This window comes from Frankia sp. AgB32 (genome assembly GCF_023243045.1).
GTDB lineage: Bacteria > Actinomycetota > Actinomycetes > Frankiales > Frankiaceae > Frankia.
The window spans coordinates 64,527-86,459 of sequence record NZ_JALKFX010000012.1 but is presented as its reverse complement, the minus strand read 5'-3'; the positions used below and the strand labels follow the sequence as shown (position 1 = coordinate 86,459).

At 73.9% G+C, this 21,933-nt stretch carries 16 protein-coding genes; 9 read left to right on the top strand and 7 right to left on the bottom strand.

Annotated features, from left to right (window positions below; all coding sequences use genetic code 11):
* Positions 1-40 precede the first annotated feature (40 nt).
* The 8 genes from MXD60_RS06045 (at position 41) to MXD60_RS06010 (ending at position 13,074) form a co-directional block, all read left to right on the top strand.
* Entirely contained in the window at positions 41-1,564 is a 1,524-nt protein-coding gene (locus tag MXD60_RS06045; protein ID WP_248817973.1) for an MFS transporter, read from the top strand.
* Positions 1,565-1,696: 132 nt separating this feature from the next.
* A complete protein-coding gene (locus MXD60_RS06040; protein ID WP_248817972.1) occupies positions 1,697-2,173 on the top strand; it encodes a VOC family protein in 477 nt (158 codons plus the stop codon).
* 77 nt (positions 2,174-2,250) lie between these two features.
* On the top strand, positions 2,251-2,784 hold the full coding sequence (locus MXD60_RS06035) for a P-loop NTPase family protein (protein WP_248817971.1): 534 nt from the start codon (positions 2,251-2,253) through the stop codon (positions 2,782-2,784).
* Positions 2,785-3,007: 223 nt separating this feature from the next.
* A complete protein-coding gene (locus MXD60_RS06030; RefSeq protein WP_248817970.1) occupies positions 3,008-3,985 on the top strand; it encodes an AAA family ATPase in 978 nt (325 codons plus the stop codon).
* Positions 3,982-5,124 (top strand): DUF58 domain-containing protein, encoded by a 1,143-nt coding sequence (locus MXD60_RS06025; protein WP_248817969.1) that lies wholly within the window; start codon positions 3,982-3,984, stop codon positions 5,122-5,124. The genes MXD60_RS06030 and MXD60_RS06025 overlap by 4 nt, the downstream gene beginning before the upstream one ends.
* A complete protein-coding gene (locus MXD60_RS06020) occupies positions 5,121-7,544 on the top strand; it encodes a transglutaminase-like domain-containing protein (protein ID WP_248817968.1) in 2,424 nt (807 codons plus the stop codon). The genes MXD60_RS06025 and MXD60_RS06020 overlap by 4 nt, the downstream gene beginning before the upstream one ends.
* Positions 7,537-10,509 (top strand): PKD domain-containing protein, encoded by a 2,973-nt coding sequence (locus MXD60_RS06015; protein ID WP_248817967.1) that lies wholly within the window; start codon positions 7,537-7,539, stop codon positions 10,507-10,509. The genes MXD60_RS06020 and MXD60_RS06015 overlap by 8 nt, the downstream gene beginning before the upstream one ends.
* 6 nt (positions 10,510-10,515) lie before the next feature.
* Positions 10,516-13,074, top strand: a complete 2,559-nt coding sequence (locus MXD60_RS06010) for a serine/threonine-protein kinase (protein WP_248817966.1) — start codon at positions 10,516-10,518, stop codon at positions 13,072-13,074.
* A gap of 23 nt (positions 13,075-13,097) precedes the next feature.
* On the opposite strand, the gene MXD60_RS06005 is transcribed toward MXD60_RS06010, so the two are convergent.
* A complete protein-coding gene (locus MXD60_RS06005; protein WP_248817965.1) occupies positions 13,098-14,258 on the bottom strand; it encodes an acyl-CoA dehydrogenase family protein in 1,161 nt (386 codons plus the stop codon).
* Positions 14,259-14,595: 337 nt separating this feature from the next.
* Here MXD60_RS06005 and MXD60_RS06000 point away from each other — a divergent pair, with 337 nt between their 5' ends.
* The gene (locus MXD60_RS06000; protein WP_248817964.1) at positions 14,596-15,459 is read left to right on the top strand and encodes a universal stress protein; all 864 of its coding nucleotides are present in this window, start codon (positions 14,596-14,598) and stop codon (positions 15,457-15,459) included.
* A 41-nt stretch (positions 15,460-15,500) separates the two neighbouring features.
* Here the strand turns inward: MXD60_RS06000 and MXD60_RS05995 are convergent, their stop codons facing one another.
* The 6 genes from MXD60_RS05995 to aceA all read right to left on the bottom strand — a co-directional run bounded on the left by MXD60_RS05995 (position 15,501) and on the right by aceA (position 21,667).
* The gene (locus MXD60_RS05995) at positions 15,501-16,781 is read right to left on the bottom strand and encodes an acetyl-CoA hydrolase/transferase family protein (protein ID WP_248817963.1); all 1,281 of its coding nucleotides are present in this window, start codon (positions 16,779-16,781) and stop codon (positions 15,501-15,503) included.
* 191 nt (positions 16,782-16,972) lie between these two features.
* Positions 16,973-17,512, bottom strand: a complete 540-nt coding sequence (locus MXD60_RS05990) for a histidine kinase (RefSeq protein WP_248817962.1) — start codon at positions 17,510-17,512, stop codon at positions 16,973-16,975.
* Positions 17,509-18,312 (bottom strand): LmeA family phospholipid-binding protein, encoded by an 804-nt coding sequence (locus MXD60_RS05985; RefSeq protein ID WP_248817961.1) that lies wholly within the window; start codon positions 18,310-18,312, stop codon positions 17,509-17,511. The genes MXD60_RS05990 and MXD60_RS05985 overlap by 4 nt, the downstream gene beginning before the upstream one ends.
* Positions 18,313-18,731: 419 nt before the next feature.
* The gene (locus MXD60_RS05980; RefSeq protein ID WP_248817960.1) at positions 18,732-19,532 is read right to left on the bottom strand and encodes an aminoglycoside adenylyltransferase domain-containing protein; all 801 of its coding nucleotides are present in this window, start codon (positions 19,530-19,532) and stop codon (positions 18,732-18,734) included.
* A 127-nt stretch (positions 19,533-19,659) separates the two neighbouring features.
* On the bottom strand, positions 19,660-20,265 hold the full coding sequence (locus tag MXD60_RS05975; protein WP_248817959.1) for a toll/interleukin-1 receptor domain-containing protein: 606 nt from the start codon (positions 20,263-20,265) through the stop codon (positions 19,660-19,662).
* An 82-nt stretch (positions 20,266-20,347) separates the two neighbouring features.
* Positions 20,348-21,667, bottom strand: coding sequence for an isocitrate lyase (gene aceA / locus MXD60_RS05970; RefSeq protein WP_248817958.1), 1,320 nt, complete (start codon positions 21,665-21,667; stop codon positions 20,348-20,350).
* Positions 21,668-21,933 lie beyond the last annotated feature (266 nt).

The following is a 21,933-nucleotide window of genomic DNA, read 5'->3' as shown; positions in this document are numbered from 1 at the left end:
CGGGTCTGCCGTCGACGATGACGCCGACGGAGGGACGCCATTGGAGGACGGCCTGCGCCTGGGCACACCCGCCGGCAGGTGGGTGCTGGCGGCGACCGTGCTCGGGTCGGCGCTCGCCGCGATCGACGCGACGGTGGTCGGCATCGCCCTGCCCGCGATGGGCCGGGACCTGCACACCGGCCTGACCTCGTTGCAGTGGGTCGTGACCGCGTACACGCTCACCCTCGCCGGCCTGCTGCTGGTTGCCGGTGATCTCGGGGACCGCTACGGGCGTCGGCGGATGTTCATGCTCGGCGTGGTCTGGTTCGTGGTCGCCTCGATGGGCTGCGCGGCAGCGCCGAACAGCGGGACCCTCATCGCCGCACGGGCCCTGCAGGGGGTCGGCGCGGCCCTGTTGACCCCTGGCAGCCTGGCCATCCTGGAGGCGAGTTTCGTTCCGGACGACCGGGGTCGGGCGATCGGCGCCTGGTCGGGACTGGGCGGGGTGGCCACCGCGATCGGACCGTTCCTCGGCGGCTGGCTCGTCGAGGTGTGGTCCTGGCGGCTGATCTTCCTGATCAACCTGCCGGTGGCGGCGGCGGTGCTCGCCGTGGCCTGGCGGCATGTGCCGGAGTCGCGTGATCCGCGCCCGGACGGCCGGATCGACCTGGTCGGCGGCCCGCTGGTCACCGTCGGCCTGGTGGGGCTGACCTACGGGCTCATCGAGGGGCCGAGCCGCGGCTGGACGGCGCCGGTGGTGCTGGCGGCGCTGGTCGGCGGCGTGCTGGTGCTGGGCGCGTTCGTCGTCGTCGAGCGGCGGGCGACGGCGCCGATGCTGCCGCTGGACCTGTTCACCGCCCGCCAGTTCACCGCGACGAACCTGGTGACGTTCGCCGTGTACGCGGCACTCGGCGGCACGCTGTTCCTGTTGCCCGTCCAGCTTCAGCTCGCCTGCGGCTACAGTCCGCTGCATTCCGGGATGGCACTGCTGCCAGTGACACTGATCATGCTGGCGCTGTCGGCCCGCTCCGGCCGCCTCGCCGCCCGCATCGGGCCGCGGCTGCAGATGACCGTGGGTCCGCTCGTCGTCGGCGCCGGCCTGGCGCTGCTCTCCCGCGTCGGCGGCAGCGGCGACTACCTGACCGAGGTGCTGCCAGCCGTGATCGTGTTCGGGCTGGGTCTGGCGATCACGGTGGCGCCACTGACCGCCACCGCGCTCGCGGCGGTCCCGCCCCGGCACGCGGGGCTCGCCTCGGCGGTCAACAACGACGTGGCCCGGGTGGCGAACCTGATCGCCGTCGCCGTGCTGCCGGCCGCCGGCGGGATCACCGCCGCCGCCTACCTGGTGCCGGCGGACTTCTCCGCCGGCTTCCACACGGCGGTCCTCATCGCTGCGGTGCTGTGCGGACTTGGCGGTCTGATCGCCGCGCTGACCATTCGCAACCCGCCCCGGCCGGCCCCGGCGGAGCCGGCCTTCGCGCCGGGACCTGGAACATCCCACTGCTGCCTGGACGCACCGCCGCTGGCCGACCTCTCCGGCGGTGAGCTCGCCCGGCCCGGGCCGGCACCCGCCGGATCCGGCTGACCAACCCGATCGATCCGCGGGAGGCGAGGGACTCCACGGCGACGAAAACTGTCGGCGGGCGGCGCTAGGGTTGCCGCCATCGGACCCGGGAGGCCGCGTCCGAGGTGCGCCGCCGACGGAGGGATCCACGCCATGCCCAGCATCACGCCGTGCCTGTGGTTCGACGACCAGGGCGAACAGGCCGCCGAGTTCTACACGTCGCTGTTCCCGAACTCCCGCATCACCAACGTCGCCCGCTACGGCCCCGGCGGCATGCGGCCGGAGGGCACCGCGATGACCGTCCAGTTCGAGCTGGACGGCCGGGAGTACGTCGCGCTCAACGGCGGCCCGATGTTCCCGCCCACCGAGGCCTTCTCGCTGCAGGTCTTCTGCGCCTCGCAGGACGAGATCGACCACTACTGGAACAGCCTCACCGCCGACGGTGGCTCCGAGAGCCAGTGCGGGTGGCTCAAGGACCGCTGGGGCCTGTCGTGGCAGATCGTGCCGACGGCGCTGGGCGAGCTGCTCGGTGACCCGGACCCGGAGCGGTCCAGGCGCGCGACCGAGGCGATGCTGAAGATGTCGAAGATCGACATCGAGGAGATCCGCCGGGCCGCCGCCGGCGAGTAGGCTGCGCCGCGCCGGCCGGGGTTTCCCGGTCCGGGGTGGGCCCGGCCTGCCCCAGGCCGCCGGTTATGGTCGGCCTGGTGCGCAGGGTTCTGGTCATCGGTACGTCCGGGTCCGGCAAGTCGACGTTGTCCCGGCGGCTCGCCGCCGCGCTGGCCGTGCCGCATGTCGAACTCGACGCGCTGAACCACGGCCCTGACTGGGTGCCCCGGCCGGAGTTCGCCCCGGACGTGGACGCGGCCACCTCGGCGCCGGCGTGGGTCGTCGACGGCAACTACTCGGCCGTCCTGGACCTCGTCTGGTCCCGAGCCGACACAGTCGTCTGGCTCGATCTGCCCCGCTGGCTGGTCGAGTGGCGGCTGGTCCGGCGGACCGCGGGCCGCCTGGTCCTGCGCCGCGAGCTGTGGAACGGCAACCGGGAGCGCTGGCGCGACGTGCCGCGGGCCGACCATCCGATCAGATGGTCGTGGCGCAAGCATCCCGTGTACCGCGTGCGCTACGCCGAACGCTTCGCCGCCGAGTCACCGGACCGGGTCTGCGTGCGGCTGGTTTCCCCGCGCGAGGCCGAAGCCTGGTGCGCCGCCGTTGCCCGTGGTGGTGCGGGCGCACCGTGACCTGCGCATAGTACGTCCGCCGACGGCGGTGCGAAGGCCGGGCTCATCCCGCCGGCTTTCCCGTGTATTCTCATGCGAGCTGTCCGCGAACGGGGGAACGTGGTGAGTAGCGTCCGTTGTGCTCGACGCCCACTGCATCGACAGCCGTTTCCATCGAACATCGGCCGAGACAGGCTCGGCGCCCCCGGAGCAAGGTAGTTCTATCCGGCCGGCAGGGAGTTCTGTGGAAACGTCCGCGGCAGACGCCGACTGGTTCTCACGGCAGCATCAACGGCTTGCCGCCAACATCTCCGGATTCTTCCGAGGGAATCCCGCAGTCGTTGAGCGGGCGCTGTTGTGCATGTACGCCGAGGGGCATCTGCTTCTCGACGACGTTCCGGGCGTCGGTAAGACATCGCTGGCCAAGGCCATCGGGCAGTCGGTCAGCGGGGTGGTCCGGCGGGTGCAGTTCACCGCCGATCTGCTGCCCTCCGACGTCACCGGCGTGCGGATCTGGGATGCCGCCAGCAGGACCTTCGAGTTCCACGAGGGTCCGGTGTTCGCCAACGTCGTGCTCATCGACGAGATCAACCGGGCGTCGCCGAAGACCCAGTCGGCGCTGTTGGAGGTCATGGAGGAACGGCGCGTCACGGTCGACTCGACGACCTACCGGGTGCCCCGGCCGTTCATGGCGATCGCCACCCAGAACCCGGTGGAACACGGCGGCACGTACGAACTGCCCGAGGCCCAGATCGACCGCTTCATGATCCGCTCGACCGTGGGCTATCCCGACCACGCTGCGGAGATCGAGATCCTCACCGCCGGCACCCGCGGCGTGGAGCCGGAGGACCTCGAACCGGTTCTCACGAACGCCGACCTGCTGCGGATGACCGAACTCGCCCGCGGGGTGCACCTGTCCGCGGAGGTGTACGACTACATCGTCATGATCGTCGCGGACACGCGGCGGCACCCGGACCAGATCCGGCTCGGAGTCAGCCCCCGCGGCGGACTCTCCCTGGCCCGCGCCGCCCAGGCCCGGGCCGCCGCCGCCGGCCGGCCGTTCGTCACCCCGGACGACGTGAAGTCGCTGGCACCGGCAGTGCTCGGCCACCGGATCATCATCCGTCCGGAGGCCCTGCTCGACGGGCTGACCGGCGCGGACGTGCTGTCCCGCATCACCGCGTCGGTGCGGATCCCGGACCCTTATTCCGCCCGCAGATGATCACGAGGTCGGGCTGGGGCGCGGTCGCCGCCACGGCGCTCCTGCTCGCGAGCTGGCCGGTGCTGCACTACCCGGAGTTACTCGGCCTCGGTGTCACCGGCCTGGTGATGCTCGCTGGCGGTGCGCTGTGGATGCTCGCCCGGCCGCGGATCCGCGTGACGCGTCGCGTCGAGCCGGCACGCGTCGTCGAGGGCGGCGAGGCGCGGGGCGTCATGACGGTGACGAACGTCGGCCGGCGGCGCTGCCCGCCGTTCGTCGCCGTGGAGGCGGTCGCCGGCGAGCGGGTACGGGTGACGTTGCCGAGTCTGGCCGCGGGCGCCTCCCGCGAGATCGACTACCCGCTGCCCACGCGGCGGCGCGGCGTGCACGCGGTGGGGCCGCTGACCGTCGGGCACAGCGACCCCCTCGGCCTGTTCCGGACCGGGCGGTCCTACCCGTCCCACAGCAGGATGTGGGTCTGTCCGCGGCTGCACGCGATGGTGCCGCTGCCGACGGGCCGCTCCCCGGAACTGGACGGCAGGACGTCGGCGGCGGCCCCCGGCGGCGGCGTGGCGTTCCACAGCCTGCGGGAGTACGCCCGCGGCGACGACCTGCGACTGATCCACTGGCCGTCGACGGCCCGCACCGGCACGCTCATGATCCGGCACAACGTCGTTCCGCACGAACCGCGGATGCTCGTCCTGCTGGACACCAGCGCCGCCGCCTACACCGACGAGTCGTTCGAGGCGGCCGTCCGGGTCGCCGCCTCGCTCGCCGTCGCGGCGTTCGACGGCGGCCATCCGGTGGAGGTGCGCACGACCGGCGGTGCCCGGGCGTCGGCGGAACGCGGTGTGTCCGGCCAGGGCGAGGTGCTCGCGCTGTTCGCCGAGGCCGCGCGGCGCGAGGCGGACCCCGGGCTCGGCATGCTCGCCGGGCTGGGTCCGGCCGCCGAGGGCGCCGCGCTCGGCGTCGTCACCGGCACCCCGCGACAGGCCGCGCTCGATGCCGTCGGGCCGGCGCTGCGCCGGTTCGCCGTGGCCAGCGTCGCCCTGGTCGGCGAGCGCGGCGCCAGGTCGGCGCCGACCGTCCCCGGCGCGTTCACGGTGGCCGCGCCGACCAGCGAGCAGTTCGCGGCCCGATGGAACCGGACGGTCCGATGACGGCGGAGGACCAGAGCACGAGGGTCCGTGCGGTGCCGGCGATCGGCGTGGCAGCCGGGGACGGTCGGGCGGCGGGTGGCGCTGCGGCGGCCGTGGCTGGCCGCCGGCTGGCGACGATCGCCCGCCTGGACTGGGCGCTGGTCGTCGAGTGGGGGTTGCTGCTGCTCGCCGCGCTGGCGGCCGCCGGCGAGTTCCGCGCGCTGTACGCGGGTCACGGTGCCTGGGCTGCGCTGACCGGTGCCGTGCTGGCCTCGGCGGCGGTGACGGCTGCGGCCCGGCGACTCACCGGCCGACTGGACGCGCTCGCCGTCCTCGGACTCGCGGGTGCGGCGGCGTACCTGTTCGTGGTCGTGTTCGGCTGGGTCGACGGGCGGGCGATCGGCGGCGGGCACGGCTTCGCCGCGGGGCTGCGCGGCGGCTGGTCGAACCTGCTGGCCGCCGGCCTGCCGGCCGATCCCGATCCCGCGCTGCTGGTCGTTCCGGTCCTCGTGCTGTGGCTGGCCACAGCACTGGCCGTCGCCCTGGCCGCACGCCCGGGGACCGTCTTCGCCCCGCTCGTGCCGCTCGGGCTGGCCTTCGCCACCGCGGTCGCTCTGCTGGCCGACGACCGCCGTCCCCCGCTGGCCGCCGGCATGGCCCTGGCCACGGCGGGGCTCGGTTTCGGCCTGGTGCGCGCGGCTCGGGGGGCGCCCGGCGGACAGGGGCCCGGGGCTGGTTCGATGCTGCTCGGCGTGCCGGTCGTGGCCATCGCCGTCGTCGCCGGAACCGTGCTCGGCGCCGGGGCTCCCGGCGGTGACCGGTTCGACCCGCGCACCGTCCGTCCACGGCCCGTGCGCGCCGTGTCGGAACTGGACCCGCTGGCGCAGGTCCGGGCCCAGCTCACCGCCGCGCCGCCGCGGCGGCTGGGAACCGTGCGGCTGGAGTCGTCGAGCGGGCGGCTGCCCGTCGACCGGATGACCGTCGCCGTCCTCGGCGAGTTCGACGGTGCGAGCTGGCGCAACCCCGACCCGTACCTTCCCGTGGGCGCCACGCTGCCCGGCGAACCGGGCGAGAACAGCACCGGAGCGGGCGAGGTCGTCACCGTCCACGCGGACGTGGCACTCGACCGGCAGGACACGCCGATGCTGCCGATCCTCGGCCAACCGACCCGCCTCACCGGCGTGCAGGCGGCCTTCGACCCGCACACCGGCACGCTCGTGAGCACGGCCGCAGCCGCGGGCGCCGGCCCGCACTACCACCTCACAGCCGCCGTCGCCAACCCGTCCTCCGCTCGCCTCGCCGCTGCCGTGCCCGGGTCCGGCACACGGCTCGCGCAGTACCTCACCGTGCCACCCGGCCTGCCGCCGGTGCTGGTCGCCACCGCGATCCGCGCGACCGGCGGCGCGCGCACCGCCTATGCCCAGCTGATCGCCCTGCAGCGATATCTGCGGGATCCCGCCCGGTTCCCCTACGATCTCGCCGGCCGTCCCGGGCACTCCTACGGTGCGCTGACGAGGCTGCTGACCAGCGCCGACCCGCGAGAACAGCACAGCTACGCCGAACAGCACGCAGCCGCCTTCGCGCTGCTCGCCCGGTTGCGGGGCTTCCCGACCCGCATCGCGGTGGGTTACCTGCTAGGTCCCGACACCGCCAGCGGACGCGGCGTGTTCACGATCAGTCAGGCGCGCGCGCACGCCTGGCCGGAGGTGTACCTCGCCGGTCTCGGCTGGATCCCGTTCGAACCGACGGACACCAGCCACCTCGCCCACGAGGAACCGCCGGACACCACCGGCGGGGCCGCCGGCGGCGGCAGCGGCGCGTCCGCCGAAGCGGCGCCAGCACCACCCGCTCCACCGAAGCTGTCCGCCATTCCCCGGTTCGACGAGCACAGCCCCGCCGCCGGAGGGCGCTGGCACCGGATCGCGCTGGTGCCGATCGTCTCGCTGCTCGCGCTCCTGGTGCTGTTCCCGCTGGCCGTCGTCGCGGAGAAGGCCCGCCGACGCCGGGCGCGGCGCCGCGCGGTGCCGCCGGGGCGCCGCGTCGCCGGCGCCTGGCGGGAGGTTCGGGACCGGCTGGCCGAATGGGGCGTGTCGGCCACGCCGACCCGCTCGGCCGGGGAGGTCGTCGGCGACGCCGCCGGGCTCGGCGCCGCGGTCGCCGAGCCGATAGGCCTCCTCGAACCCCTGGTCAGCCGGGCCCTGTACGACCGGGCCGCGTCGACGGAGGCGGACGCGACGCGGGCGTGGGAACTGGTCGACGCGTTGCGCCGCCAGCTCGCCGCGCGGGCGTCGCGGCCCCGCCGGCTCGCCGCCGCGTTGGACCCGCGGCCCCTCCTGCCGCCCCGGGGCGCCGCCGCCCGACGCCTCGGCGACGGGCGTCGAAGGACGCCGCGGCCGGCTCGGACGCGCGTGACAACGATGGTGGGGAGCCCGGATGGCTGACAGTGCCGCTGGCAGTGGCGGACGCTGGCCCGCCGGCGGGCGCTGGCTGCAGGCAGTGGTGGCGGCGGTGTTGCTGCTCGCCGCGCTCGTCGTCGTCGGCACCGGGGACGGACCTGGTCAACGCCGGGTCGAGTTCCACGGCGGCGCGGCCTGGCTGGTGTCCGATGCCGTCGGGCAGGTCGCCCTCGTCGACGGCGCGTCGGCGAAGGTCGTCACCCAGGTGCCGGTCGGCCGGCCGGACCTGCCCGCGGGCTCGCTGAGCGCCACCCAGTCGGATCTCGACGCCTTCGTCGTCGACACCTCCACCGGCACGGTCGGCCGGATCAGCGGGGCGACCTACGCGTGGAACCACCGCACCGGGCTGCTCCCCGCGGGCCGCTCCGCCGAACTGTTCGCCGGATCCGACGCGCTCTACCTCCTCGACGGCCGCGCCGGCGTGGTCACGACCACCGAGGCCGCGAGCCTCACGGTGCGCGGGCGGCAGTCGCTCACCGCCCGGGTCGCCACCGGCGGTGGCGTCGTCGACGAGCAGGGTCGCCTGTGGCTCGTGGACACCCGCACCGGTGATCTCGTCTGGTTCGACGGCACGACCCGGCACGACCGTCCGCACGCGGCCGATCCGGCCAGCAGCCGGCTCGTGCTCGCCGACGGCCGGCCCGCCCTGGTGAACCTGGCCCGGCGGCAGATCACCCCACTGTCGGCGGACGGCCGGCCGGGCGCCGCCACCTGCCTGGACGTCGGGTCCGCTGGCGCCGGGTCCGGTGCCGCCGACGTCCAGCTCGCCGGCGCCACGGACGCGTCCCGTGTGTATGCCGCGGTCGGCGCCCGGGGCGTGCTGATGGTCGCCGACCTCGCCACGCGCCGCTGCGGATCCGTCATCGACCTCGCCGCCGCCGGGCATCGCCTGGGCATCCCCATCGACCTCGGGGACCGCGTCTTCGTTCCCGACTACACCGCCGGCGCGGTGCACGTCGTGGACCTGGCCGCCGGCCGCCTGCTGTCCAGCCGCCGGGTCCTGCCCGCCGGCCGCCACTTCACCCTCGCCGCCCAGGGCGGCTTCGTGTTCTACAACGACCCGGCCGGCACCGACGCCGGTGTCATCCGCCTCGACGGCTCAACGTCCCCCGTGCGCAAGTACGGCGCCGACACCACCGGCAACGGCACCGGTGGCACGGGCACGGGCACGGGCACGGCCGCCGACGGCGCCGGCAGCGGCCGAGGTTCCCTCGGCGCCGGCGGCACGGGCACCACGGCGGCCGAAGGTGCCACCGGCACCGGTACACAGCCGACTCCGACGCCCACCCCGACCTCCGCACCTGCGGCCGGCGGACCGACAGCTCGCAGGACTCCGGCTGGCGGGCCGGCGGGAGCAGGTCCGTCCTCGCGAAGCCCCACCACCACGCCACCGTCCCCGGGCCCGGCCGGGGGCTCCGGTACCGGAGCGGGAGCCGGCGGGGGTGCGGGCGGGAGCCAGGACACCGCGGGTTCCCGCGGCACGAATCCAACGACGGTCCCGCAGACCCCCCCGACCGGCACCGGCGGGAACCCGGCTACCGACCCACCGGCCGGATCCGGCTCGAACCCACCGACGACCGAGACCGGCGGCGGAGAACCCCCGGTCGGCACCGCTCCCGTGAGGATCGAGGCGAGCGCCGCGGACGCCACGGTCGGCCAGGTCGTCCAGTTCCGCGCGACCGGCACCGGCGTACTCACCGCCATCTGGACCTTCGGCGACGGCGGCACCCAGGCCACCGGCACAAACGCCAGCCACGCCTGGACCGCGCCTGGCCGCTTCACGGTCACGGCCGACGCCACCCTCGCCGACGGACGGACCCCCTCCGTGAACGCCGAGATCGTTATCACCGCCAAGCAGGCCGAGCCGCCTGCCGCGACCGGGCCCACCGCCCGCGTGACACTGACTCCTGCCACCGGCACCGCTCCACTCACGGTGACGGCCGATGCCGCCGCCTCGACGGCGGGCACCAATCCCATCAACACCTACTCGCTGACCTGGGGCGACGGCACGACGGCAACCGGGGCCCGGGCGACCCACGCCTTCGCCCAGACCGGCGACTACACAGTTGGCCTCACGGTGACGGACACCGCCGGCCGCCGCTCGACCACCAGTGCCATCGCGCACGTCACCGCCGCCGCGCAGGTCGGCCCGACCGCGCAGCTCAGCGCCCGTACCAGCGGGCCCCAGGCCCCGACCGACATCACCGCCGACGCCTCCGCCTCCACCGCCGGCTCCACGCCGATCGCGACCTACACCTTCGCGTTCAGCGACGGCACCACCGTCGGCCCACAGGCCTCCCCCACCGCCACGCATCGCGTCACGACCGCCGGCACCTACACCGTCAACGTCACCGTCCGCGACCAGGCGGGCCGCACGTCGCCCGCGAACGCCGGTGTCCAGGTGACCGCGGCCGTCACTCCCCCGCGCGCCGCGCTGACCGTCGCACGCTCCAGGGGCGGCGGCGCGGCCGCCGGGGTCCGGGACTTCGACGCGTCCGGTTCGGTCGCGGGATCCGCCCCGATCGTCTCCTACCGCTTCGCCTTCGGCGACGGGGAGAGCGAGGGTCCGGGCGCCGCCGCGACGACGTCCCACAACTACCTCGCCGGCACCTACCAGGCATCCGTCACGGTGACCGACCAGAACGGTGAACAGGACACGGCGACCGTCACCGTCGTCGACGAAAGCCAGATCAGCCTGTTCAAGAAGGTGCTGGCGAGCTCACCTGGCGGAACGACCTGGCGGGTCACAGTCGACAACCCCGGCCCCAGTGTCCACATCGACTCGATCAGTGGCGCGGGCATCCACGACGACCAGTGCACCGGGGTGACCCTGACGACCCCCTCGGCCTGCAACCTCGACGTCGACGTACCCAGCGGTACGCCGTCCGCGGTGATCACGGTGCGCAGCAACGCGCAGAACAGCCCGACCAGTATCGACCTGGTGCAGTAGTCCGGCGTGTTCGTCGAACGTGGGCAGGTCGAGGCTGCGTTGCCCGGATACGAGCTCGGCGGGACGTTGGGGCAGGGGGCGAGCGGGGTCGTTCTGGAGGCTCGGCATCGGCAGATCTCGCGGCAGGTGGCGGTCAAGGTCCTGACCCGCGCGGGGCAGGAGGCGCGCGCCGGGTTCCGGCAGGAGGCCGAGGTGCTCGCCGGCCTCGACCATCCGCACATCGTGCGGATCTACGACTACGTCGAGCGCGGCGACCTGTCGCTGCTGATCATGGAGCATCTGGCGGGCGGGACGTTGCGGGCCCGGCCGGCCACGACGACCGCGGCGGCGTGCGCGGTCGGGCTGGCGGCCGCCGCCGCGCGCGGCGCCGCGCCCGCGGCGGGGGTGCTGCACCGCGACATCAAGCCAGCCAACATCCTGTTCGCCCGGGACGGCGCGCCGAAGCTTGTCGACTTCGGCATCAGCCGGTTCTTCGGCGGCAGCGGCACGTCGGTCCACTCCATCGCCGGCACGCCCGGTTACATGGCGCCGGAGCAGATCGGCGGCGGCCGCGTCGGCGCCGGCACCGACCTGTACGCGCTGGGTGTGGTGCTGTTCCGGCTGCTGTCCGGCCGGATGCCGATCGACCCGCGACTGCCGCCCGCGCAGGTGTGGAAACGCCAGCTCGATGATCCCGCGCCCGCGCCGCCGGGCGTCGCCGGACCGCTCGCCGCGGTGATCAGCCAGGCGCTGCGGCGCCGGCGCGACGACCGACAGCGCTCGGCCCAGGAGTTCGCCCGCCAGCTCGCGCAGGCCGCCACCGCCGTGCTCGGTCCCGGCTGGCTGGCCGCCAGCGGCATCACCGTGCGCGCCGAGCGCGACATCCTCGACCCCGCGCAGGGCCATCCCGGTCGCCACCCTGATCACGCGCCGGCGGATCCGGTGCCACCCGCGCCACGCTCGGCGGGCTCCGCCTCCGCCACGGCCTCGGCCTCGGCCTCGGCGCCAGCTTCGCCCACGGCCTTCATCCCAGCGGGCGATCGTCCGTCGGTTCCACCTGCGTCGGGGCTGGACGCACCGAGTCCGCCGCCCCGCGCCGGGAGGGCAGCGAGTCCGCCGGCCCGAACTCCGGAAACGCCGAGCGCGCTGGTGGAGAACCAGCCGGCACCCGATCGGGCGCAGGACCCGCCGTCGTCCCGGAAACCTCCCGTTCCGAGCCAGCCGACCCCATGGCCACCGGCGCCGAACTCGGCCGAGCCGGCGCCCCCGCCGTACGGCGGGGCGGTCGGCGCGAGTCCGCGCAGCGTGGACAGGGATGGGGACGCGCTCGTCGTCGAGACCGCCACCGGCACTCGGGGCAGCGAGCGGGTGGGCACGCGTCGCGGCGTTGTGCTGGCGATGGCGGTCGGTCTTGTCGTGATGGTCGTGGCAGCGCTGGTGCTACTGGACCCGTTCGGATCCGGTGGTGGCGGCGGCCGGGCGGATCCGACCACCGCGGGATCGGGCCAACCGTCCGCCTCGACCAGCGGCACCGCGGTGGCGCACCTCGGTGTCCGCGTCCTTGGCCCGCCGGCGACCGGGGCCGGCGACGGCGGTCCGCCGGGTGCCGCCGATCCGGCGGGCGCGTCCGGCGCGATCGTGGCCAGCGTGGCCGTCGGGGCGGACGGGGTCGAGGTCGCCGTCGGGCGTCGCGCGCCGAGCCTGGGCGGGAACGATCCGGAGCGGTCAACGCCGGTTGCCTGGAGGTCGGCCGACGGGCACCGATGGCAGGCCGTCGCTGTTCCGCTACCTCCGGGCACGGCCTCCGGAGCGATCTCCGCGGTGACCTTCCTGGACGGTCGTGGCTTCGTCGCGGTCGGCTCGACCGCGATCGGCAGCGATCGCACTCCCACTGGTACGACCCGGTCGGGGGGCGCAAGCGAGGGCACCGGCGACAGCCAGCAAGCGAACCGGCCGGCGGTCTGGCGCTCCGCGGACGGACAGCGCTGGGACGCGATCGCGGGCTCTGCTGGCCTGACCGGCGACGTCACCGGGTTGCTCGCCCGGGGCGGGGAGCTGCTCGCCGTCGGTCGACCCGGCGGCCCCCTCGGGGGCGGTGCCGTCTGGCGCTCGGCGGACGGATCGGCGTGGACGCGAGTCACCACTCCGACGCTGGGTGGTCCGGCCGAGCAGCACGTCGACCACCTCGTCGAACTCGCCGATGGTTCGCTGCTCGCGGCGGGCACCGAGGTGTCGGGCAGTGCGACGGTCACCCGACTGCGGCATTCCACCGACGGCGCTCGCTGGAACCTGGCGACGACGGCGCTGCCCGCCGGCGTCGTGCTCGCGGGAATGGCCCGCCTGCCCGACGGTCGCATCCTGGCGGTCGGCTCGACGGGCGGCGGCGCTTTCGGCACCCGGCCGGTCCTCCTGCTCGGCGACCGCCAAGGCGATCACTGGACGACCTACCAGGTGGCATCGGCGGTGCGCACCGAACTGTTCGGCGTGGGTGTCCTGGGTGGGACGGTGCAGGTCGCCGGCGCCGTGGCGGGCGCCGACGGCGCTTCCCCGCAGGCCGGCGTGTGGACCGTGACCCCGCCCGCGTAGCCCGGCGCCGCGCCGGCCGCGGGTCAGAGGCCGAGGTGGCGGGCGATGAGCATCTTCTGGATCTCGCTGGTGCCCTCGCCGATTTCGAGAATCTTGCTGTCGCGCCAGTGGCGGGCGACGGAGTACTCGTTCATGAAGCCGTAGCCACCGTGGATCTGGGTGGCGTCGCGGGCGTTGTCGACGGCGGCCGTGCTGCTGACGAGCTTCGCGATCGCGGCCTCCTTGGCGAAGGGGCGGCCGGCGAGGGCGCGGGCGGCGGCGTCGTAGTAGGCGGTGCGGGCCACGTGCGTCCGCGCCTCCATCTCGGCGATCTTGAAGGAGATGGCCTGGTTCGCGGCGATCGGGCGGCCGAAGGCCGAGCGCGCCTTCGCATAGGTGACGGACTCGTCGACGCACCCCTGCGCCAGGCCCACCGCCAGCGCCGAGATCGCGATGCGGCCCTCCGCGAGGATCGCCAGGAAGTTCGCATAGCCCCGGCCGCGCTCGCCGAGCAGGTTCTCGGCGGGAACCCGCACGTCGGACAGGCTCAGCGGATGGGTGTCGGAGGCATGCCAGCCGACCTTGGAGTAGGCCGGTTCCACCGTCAGCCCCGGGGTGGGCACGGGAATCACGATCGTGCTGATCTCCCGGTCGCCGCCGCCGTCGCCGACGGCCCCGCCGGTGCGCGCGGTGACGGTGACGAGCCGGGTGATGTCGGTGCCGGAGTTCGTGATGAACGCCTTAGCCCCGTTGACGACCCATTCGCCGTCGACGAACGCGGCGGTCGTCCTGGTGCCGCCCGCGTCACTGCCGGCCTCGGGCTCGGTCAGGCCGAACGCGCCCAGCGCCTCGCCCGCGCACAGCATCGGCAGCCACCGCGCCCGCTGCTCCTCGGACCCGAACCGGTAGATCGGCATCGCCCCGAGCGAGCAGCCGGCCTCCAGGGTGATGGCCACCGACGAGTCGACCCGGGCGAGCTCCTCGATCGCCAGGCACAGCGAGAACAGGTCCCCGCCCATCCCGCCGTACTCCTGCGGGAACGGCAGCCCGAACAGCCCCATCGCCGCCATCCCGGCGACGACCTCGTAGGGGAAGCTCCGCTCCTCGTCATGCCGCGCCGCCACCGGCGCGACCACGTCGCGGGCGAACTCGGCGACGGCGCGCCGCAGCGCCTCCTGCTCGTCGGTCAGCCCGGTGTCGGGCATCGCCTGCCTCCCCTCCTCGGACCGGACCTCGCCTCGTCGTGACCTCGTCGTGTCGGCGGACCCGGCCCGGACCGTCAGGGGCGCCGACGAAGGTAAGCGATCAGGCACCATCGGCGACTGTTCGGACGCTAGCACGGTCCCCTCCGCCGCTCGCGGACAATGCCCGCCGCCCCCCTGCGGCTGCCGGTGGTGCGGGCCGTTCGGACCCCTCGGCAGGGCCAGCCGGCCCGCGGACCGCCCATCGATCCGCACTCGATCGATCTCCCTGGTCAGCGGACGCTGGATCCATCGCAACGACCTCGCCCCGGCACCTGCGGGCACCGACAGGAGGCACGACATGAGCGGCATCGTGGTGGGAGTGGACGGTTCCCCGGAAGCACAGGGCGCGCTGCGGTGGGCCCTGCGGGAAGCGCGGCTGCGCGACGCGACAGTCACCGTGCTGCTGGCCTGTTCGGCCGACGAGTCGCCCGCGTCCGTGGCCGGGATGACTCCCGGCCCGGGTGCACACGACGTCGAGACGACCGCCCGGCATGTGCTGGGGACCGCCATCCGCGGCGCCGCCGACCCGCGCTGCCCCGTGCCGGTGGTGGAACGGGTGGAATACCGCGACGCGGCCGAGGCCCTGCTCGCCGCGGCGGGCAGCGCGGACCTGCTGGTGGTGGGCCGGCACGGGATGAATCCGGTCCGCCGGATCCTGATGGGCTCGGTCTCCGCCGAGTGCGTGCACAAGGCAATGACACCCGTCGTCGTGACGCACGCCAGCCAGGTGCCCGCGCACGGCGCGGTTGTCGTCGGCGTCGACGGTTCGCACCTGTCGATCGAGGCGTTGCGGTTCGCCGCCCGCGAGGCCCGGCTGCGTGGCGCGGTCCTGCGGGTCGTTCACGCCTGGACGCCGGTCCCTGTCGGCTATCCGGCCGTCTACATCGGCGTGGACTTCGAGGCCGCGGAGAAGGCCGCCCGGGGGGTGCTGGACGCATGTGTGGCCGCGGGGGTCGGCGACCGTGGTGACCTCGCCGTCGAGGACCTGCTCGTCACGGGCGGCGCCACGCCCGCACTGCTGTCCGCCGCCGGGGACGCCCAGCTGCTCGTCGTCGGCTCCCGGGGCCACGGCGGGTTCGCCGAACTGCTGCTCGGTTCGGTGAGCCACCAGTGTCTGCACCACGCCCCGTGCCCGGTCGCGGTCGTTCCCGCCGTGCGGTAGCAGGGCGGGAACGACCGCGGGTGTCGCCGGTCGACACGCCCTCAGCGCACGCTGCGCGGTCCGGGGGCCGGGGCCGCCGTGGCCTGCTCGACGTGCCGGGTGAGTTCGTCGCGGGCGCGCGGATCGGCGACGTGGGCGACGATGGCCCGGGCCTGATCCCGCAGGCTGCGCCCCCACAGCGCGGCGGTGCCGTGCTCGCTGACGATGTAGCTGTGCTGGAAGCTGGTGGTCGGCTCGGTCAGGGCGGGGACGACCGTGGAGGTGTCGGTCCTGGCATGCCAGCTCGGCAGCGCGATGATCGCGTGGCCGCCGGGGGCGTGCAGGGCGCCGGCGACGAAGTCGGACTGGCCGCCGAAGCCGGACCAGATCCGGCCCCGGACGTAGGAGGCGTTGGCCTGCGCGTGCAGGTCGACCTGCAGCGCGGTGTTGATCGAGGTCATGGCCGGCTGGCGGGCGATCCGGCCCGGGTCGTTGACCGTTTCCGTGCGCAGCAGCCGCACCCGCGGATTGCGGTCGACCCACCGGTACAGCTCGTCGGAGCCGAACAGGAAGCTGGTGACCAGATCGGCGCCGGTGTCGAAGGCACCCGCGCGGTCGAGGTCCAGCACCCCGTCGGAGAACGTCTCGGTCCACACCCGCAGCCCCCGCCGGCCGGTCAGCGCGGCAAGCGTGGCATCGGGCACGCCGCCGATCCCCATCTGCAGCGTCGCGCCGTCGGTCACCAGTGCGGCGACCCGTTCCCCGATCGCCCGCGCTGCCTCGCCGACGACCCTGGCCGCGGGGCTCGGCAGCGGCTGCTCTGCCTCGACAGCCAGGTCGACGAGGTCGACGGGCAGTTCGCCGTCACCGAAGGTGTAGGGCATGTCCGGGTTGAGCTGGGCGACGACCAGCCCGCCGCCGGCCCGGGCCGCCTCCACGGCCGCCGGCAGGATGTTGACCTCGGTGCCGAGGGACACCCGCCCGCCGGCCGGCAGGCTGGTGTGCAACACGACGACCTCGGGCCGGTAGGGGCCGGCGAACAGGAGGGGCACCAGGCTCAGCCGGCACGGCACGTACTCCAGCGTCGCCAGCCCCCGCATGCCCGGGCCGACGAACGGCGTCACGTGCGACACCCCGGGGCGCGCCGGCAGGCCCGGCTGCGGATTGAGCACGAACAGCCGGTAGGACGCCACGACCTCGTCGACCGCCCGCAGCGCCACCGCCGGGCTCGCGAAGTTCCCCGACGCCACGACCACCGGCCACGCCCCGTCGGCGTCGATCGCTCGACCGGCGAGGTGCGCCGCGACCATCTGGCCCAGCCGGGAATCACTGACGATGCGCATGCCGCCCATCGTCCCAATCCGGCGGCCGCGCCGTATCAGGCGCCTGTCCGCGCCCGTCGGCATTCCCGTGCCGGGCGGGCGCGGATACTCCGGCCATCGCTCGCTACCGTGACCGTCATGTCACCAACCGACAGCTCGCAGCCTTCGTTCTCCTGAACGCCGACGCTGCCGGCCACCGAGCGTCGCTGCGCCTACGGGCCGAACACGACGAGAGCGACCAGCAGGCTGATCTTCGCGGTCAGGATGACGTCGGCGAGCCGACCGGTGGGATGCGGCAGGCCGACCGTGACCAGCACGAACACGGCGGCGCGACGCAGCGCCGGCCACAGCAGGACGGCCAGGCCCGCGCCGCATCCCGCCACGAGCAGCCGGAGGCCACCGGATCCGGCGGCGACCACACCGCCGATGGTCGACGCCACCAGGAGCGCGAACACCTTCACCCCCGCGAACGCCAGGACCACCTGCCGCCGGCGAAGCAGGACGGCGGCGCCGACCCCGCACACGGCGACCATGAGCAGCGCCGTCAGCGGGGTCAGCGGCGCAAGCCCGACCTCGGCCAGGCGAGCCACCCGAAGATGCGGCAACGGCTGGTCAGGCCGCAGCACCGCCGCCAGGAGCACCGTGACGACCGCGACCGCGGCCTGTGCCCCGCGCAGAATCGCGGCGGCCGCGACCACGACGAGCCAGCGCCGCCGCCGTGACCGGGCCGGCCTCGCCCGCGGGGCCCTCATGAGAGGGCCGCCTGAGCACCCACGGAACCGTGGCCCGACGGGACGGGTGCGGCGGCGTCGGCGGCGCAGTCCGACTCGAACCTGCCGGCGGCGGCCTCGACGGCGGCGCCAGCCACGGTCAGCGTCACCCGCAACCCGCCGGGGACGGGCCGGATCGTGTCGAGATGGAACGGGAAGGGCGAACCGCCCGCGGCCGACCCGAAAGCGAGCAGTCCGGAGCCGAGCGGACCAGCGGCGGGCGACCCGGCCCCGGGTGATCCGGTGGCCGCCGATCCCGAGCCGGCGAGCCGGACCGTGGCCGCGATGTCGATCGACCCGACCGTGACCGCCTCCGGCGACGGCCGGCCGACCAGGCCGGACAGCGGCGGCAGCCGCAGATCGCGGAAGGTCACCGCGAGATCGGTCAACCGACTGGCGCCACGGACTCCGTCCGCCGTCATCGTCACCGCGTCGAAATGGCCGCTGGCGACCTGGTTGAGGAACGGGAAGCCGTCGATGTGCACCGCACGGGCGCCGGTCAGCCTGCCAAGGCAGGCCAGCCGACTGGTCATGCGCTGCTCAGCGACGCCCACCAGCAGCCGATCGGCCAGCAGCAGCATGAGGAGAGCGACGACGGGCAGCACCAGCAACCACCAACCACCCGGCCTTCTCCGTCTTCCACGGGCCGCGGCATGCGGCCCGGCGACCGGCCGACCACCTTCCGCGCCGCGGACCTGGGTTGTCATGGCGGCGAGACCGATCGGCACCACGTCGACCGCGACCGCCGCGAATCCTCGGTCGATCGGTGTCAGCGGGCTCATGAGGAGCGCGGATTCATCGAGCGGACGGGTTCATGTGAGCAGGGCACCTGCCTCCGAAGCGGCGTGACGGTCGGTAACACCGGCGGATACTCGCCGGCAGACCGAGCACACCAACCCGGGATTGGAGCCACCTGCCCGGACGATGTGAGGCAGATGCGAATGCCGCGCGTCCGCCTGACCACCGGGCGGATCGCCACCGCTGATCCCGGTCTCGCGGAAGGCCCCGGCGGCCGCGCGGATCTCACGTACCCTGCCGCCATGACCGATACCGGTCGCTTCGCGGCCTTCCTGCTCGTGGTGACGACTCTGATGGTGGTCCCGGGGCCGAGCGTGCTGTTCGTGGTGAGCCGCGGGGTGTCACTGGGGCGGCGCGCACACCCTACGTTGATCACACGCGGGCGACGCACGAAAGATCTGGGTCAGGTGTCTCCCAGTGCCTCCTGGATCATTGCCCCGACGAAGGCAAGCGCCTCCCGTCGTCGGCGCCAGGGGGTCATGGCGCGCCCAGCGTGTTGCTGATCAAGCCGGATCCGCAGGCATTCATCAACAATGTCGCGCCAACGGGGGTCGAGGTTGGTCCTGGCATACTGGCCGGCTTCCCGTTTGGAGGTAATCCGCCCGGTTTCGAGGGCATAGCGCAGTCGACTCACGCCCAGCACCACCCATGCCGGCGCCCATGACCCCAGAGCGGCCAGCCCCTGAACCGACAGCACGTTCTCGCGTTGTCGACACCAGTGACGCCAGTATCCGTCCAGATTCAGCAGCGTGTAGTCGCGCAGCGCGGCGTCGTCCGTCCACGTGTCGACGGCTTGTCTGGCCGGGCCGCGTAACGGCAGGCCGTGGGTGGCCACCTCCTGCCAGGCGACCGGATGGCGGCCTGCGGTCGAACGTTCCACCAGCCGGGCCCCATGAACCCGGGGGCCCGGAGGCAGGGTTCGCGGGTCACGGGAAAGATCTTCCCAGGTCGCATAGATGCCGTCGAGTCCGGGTCGCCGATGGCGTGCCGCCAGGCCCCGGTGGACCCGGGTCAGGATTTTCAGGGCGTCCGCGTCCAGCGGGGCCCTCGTCACGGCGACGAAGTCGATATCACTGACGCTGGAATGGAAGTCGTTCAGCGGTACCGAACCGATCAGGTACAGGCCCTCCACGAGGCCGGGAGCAGCTTCATCGGCGAGACCGAGATATTCGTGAGTCACCGTCTCCACAATCAGTGGCAACACCAGATCCGCTCTTTCCCGCCCGCCAGGTCGAATGCGATTGTCCGGGCCGCCGCCACGCGGGCGTCGCGTACTCCGCCGCGCTGAACCGCGGCCGAGTGCGGCGCGGAGCACCGGAGGGCAGCGGCGGTCAGGGTCGCCCGGCGCCTCGCGGGGTGCCGGGCGGGGTGCCGGGCGGGGTGCCGGGCGGGGTTGTCCTCGGCGCCGGGGATGACGGCGCGCCGCCGGGGAACGCAGGCGGAACGGGCGGCTTCGCCCGGCCCGCCCGGAGCATGGCCATCTGCTCCAGCAGGCGTTCGGCCGCAGCCTGCTCCGAGAGCCCGAACAGGTCGAACGACACGATCTGGGCGAGCAGGCCGGGCCGCTCACAATCAGCGATCCGGATCGGGACGAGCTTTCGTCGGAAGCCCAGCGGGTCGGCCACGACCGCGGCCTGCCACTCCGCCTGCCCGTACACCGAGCGCAGGTAGTCCGGCGAGAGCACCGCGATCGTGCGATCGGACCGGGCGACACCCTGCTGCATTCCCGCGACCCAGTTCGCCCCCGGGACGAAGTCCCACGCCTGCACCAGAACCTTCATCCCGGCAGCTTCGAGCTGCCAGGCGATCCACTCCGCCCAGCGCCGGTCGACGGTGGTGTAGGAGATGAAGAAGTCCCAGGACGGTCCCGGGCGCCCGGGCGGGACGGTCTCAGCCTGCCGATGGTGAGCCTGCTCCCGACCCTGGCGCTCTCCCATGACTCCACCCTGTCACGGATCGCGCCGATCTGGTCGATCACCAGGCTCGGCCGGTACGGAGACCCTCCCACCGTCGGTGGCGTCAGTGCGTGGCGATGGCGCTGAACTGGGCTTCCTCGGTGGAGCCGCGCAGGGCGACGGTGTCGCTGGCCGGGTTGATGGCGGTGCTGACCAGGTCGTAGAAGCCGGTGCCGACCTCGCGCTGGTGGCGGGTCGCGGTGTAGCCGTCGGCCTCGCTGGCGAATTCGCGGTCCTGCAGGTCGACGTAGGCGGTCATGCCGTCACGGGCGTAACCGTGGGCGAGGGTGAACATCGAGTGGTTCAGCGCGTGGAAACCGGCGAGGGTGATGAACTGGAACCGGTAGCCCATGTGCCCGAGTTCGCGCTGGAACTTGGCGATGGTCGCATCGTCGAGGTGGGCACGCCAGTTGAACGACGGCGAGCAGTTGTAGGCGAGCATCTGGTCGGGGTAATGCGCCTTGATCCCCTCGGCGAACCGGCGGGCGACGTCGAGGTCCGGGGTGGAGGTCTCCATCCACAGCAGGTCGGCGTGCGGCGCGTAGGCCAGGCCGCGAGCGATGCACGGCTCGAGGCCGGGGCAGACGCGGTGGTAGCCCTCAGCGGTGCGCTCGCCGGTGAGGAACGGGTGGTCGCGCTCGTCGACGTCGCTGGTGATCAGGGTGGCGGCCTGCGCGTCGGTGCGGGCGATGATCAGGGTGGGGACGTCGGCGACGTCGGCGGCCAGGCGCGCCGCGTCGAGGGTGCGGATGTGCTGGCCGGTGGGGATGAGCACCTTGCCGCCGAGGTGGCCGCACTTCTTCTCGGCGGCGAGCTGGTCCTCCCAGTGCACGCCGGCGGCGCCGGCAGCGATCATCGCGGTCATCAGCTCGTAGGCGTTGAGGACGCCGCCGAAGCCGGCCTCGGCGTCGGCGACGATCGGCGCGAGCCAGTCGGGGGCGTCGGGCGTGTCCTCGGACCAGGTGATCTGGTCGGCGCGCAGCAGCGCGTTGTTGATCCGCCGGACCACCGCGGGCACCGAGTTCGCCGGGTAGAGGCTCTGGTCCGGGTAGGTCTGGCCGGCGAGGTTCGCGTCGGCGGCGACCTGCCAGCCGGACAGGTAGATGGCCGACAGACCCGCCCTGACCTGCTGCACGGCCTGGTTGCCGGTGAGCGCGCCGAGGGCGTGGACGTAGTCCTGCTCGTGCAGCAGCCGCCACAGCTTCTCGGCGCCGAGGCGGGCCAGCGTGTGCTCCTCGACGACGCTGCCGCGCAGCCGGATCACCTCCCGGCCGCCGTAGCCGCGCTCGACGCCCGCCCAGCGCGGGTCGGCGGCCCAGCGCCGCGCCAGCTCGTCGGCGGCCCGGGTACGCGCCACCGGCGGCGCCGTTGTCACGCCGGTCACACCATTCACCCTGTTTACCCCAGTCGCCGAAGCCGCCCCAGTCGCCGAAGCTGCCCCAGTCGCCGCGGTGGTCGCCGTCGTCGCTGTCGTCGCTGTCGTCGCTGTCGTCTCGACCATGTCCATCTCCCCTACCCCGTGGGTCCGCCAATGGCGAGGGATGACCCGCCGCGCCCGGCGGACGACCCTCACCTGAGAAGCTGACACAGCCATTCCACCGGGTCGAGCGGCCCAATCAGCCAAGTCCTGCTAATCTTCGGCGGCGGATG

What these genes read in the sequence shown, in the direction of transcription:
- MXD60_RS06040 (WP_248817972.1), top strand. Translation starts at nt 1,697, where the DNA reads ATGCCCAGCATCACGCCGTGCCTGTGGTTCGACGACCAGGGCGAACAG.
- MXD60_RS06025 (WP_248817969.1), top strand. Translation starts at nt 3,982, where the DNA reads ATGATCACGAGGTCGGGCTGGGGCGCGGTCGCCGCCACGGCGCTCCTG.
- MXD60_RS06020 (WP_248817968.1), top strand. Translation starts at nt 5,121, where the DNA reads ATGACGGCGGAGGACCAGAGCACGAGGGTCCGTGCGGTGCCGGCGATC.
- MXD60_RS06015 (WP_248817967.1), top strand. Translation starts at nt 7,537, where the DNA reads ATGGCTGACAGTGCCGCTGGCAGTGGCGGACGCTGGCCCGCCGGCGGG.
- MXD60_RS06005 (WP_248817965.1), bottom strand. Translation starts at nt 14,258, where the DNA reads ATGCCCGACACCGGGCTGACCGACGAGCAGGAGGCGCTGCGGCGCGCC.
- MXD60_RS06000 (WP_248817964.1), top strand. Translation starts at nt 14,596, where the DNA reads ATGAGCGGCATCGTGGTGGGAGTGGACGGTTCCCCGGAAGCACAGGGC.
- MXD60_RS05995 (WP_248817963.1), bottom strand. Translation starts at nt 16,781, where the DNA reads ATGCGCATCGTCAGTGATTCCCGGCTGGGCCAGATGGTCGCGGCGCAC.
- MXD60_RS05990 (WP_248817962.1), bottom strand. Translation starts at nt 17,512, where the DNA reads ATGAGGGCCCCGCGGGCGAGGCCGGCCCGGTCACGGCGGCGGCGCTGG.
- MXD60_RS05985 (WP_248817961.1), bottom strand. Translation starts at nt 18,312, where the DNA reads ATGAGCCCGCTGACACCGATCGACCGAGGATTCGCGGCGGTCGCGGTC.
- MXD60_RS05975 (WP_248817959.1), bottom strand. Translation starts at nt 20,265, where the DNA reads ATGGGAGAGCGCCAGGGTCGGGAGCAGGCTCACCATCGGCAGGCTGAG.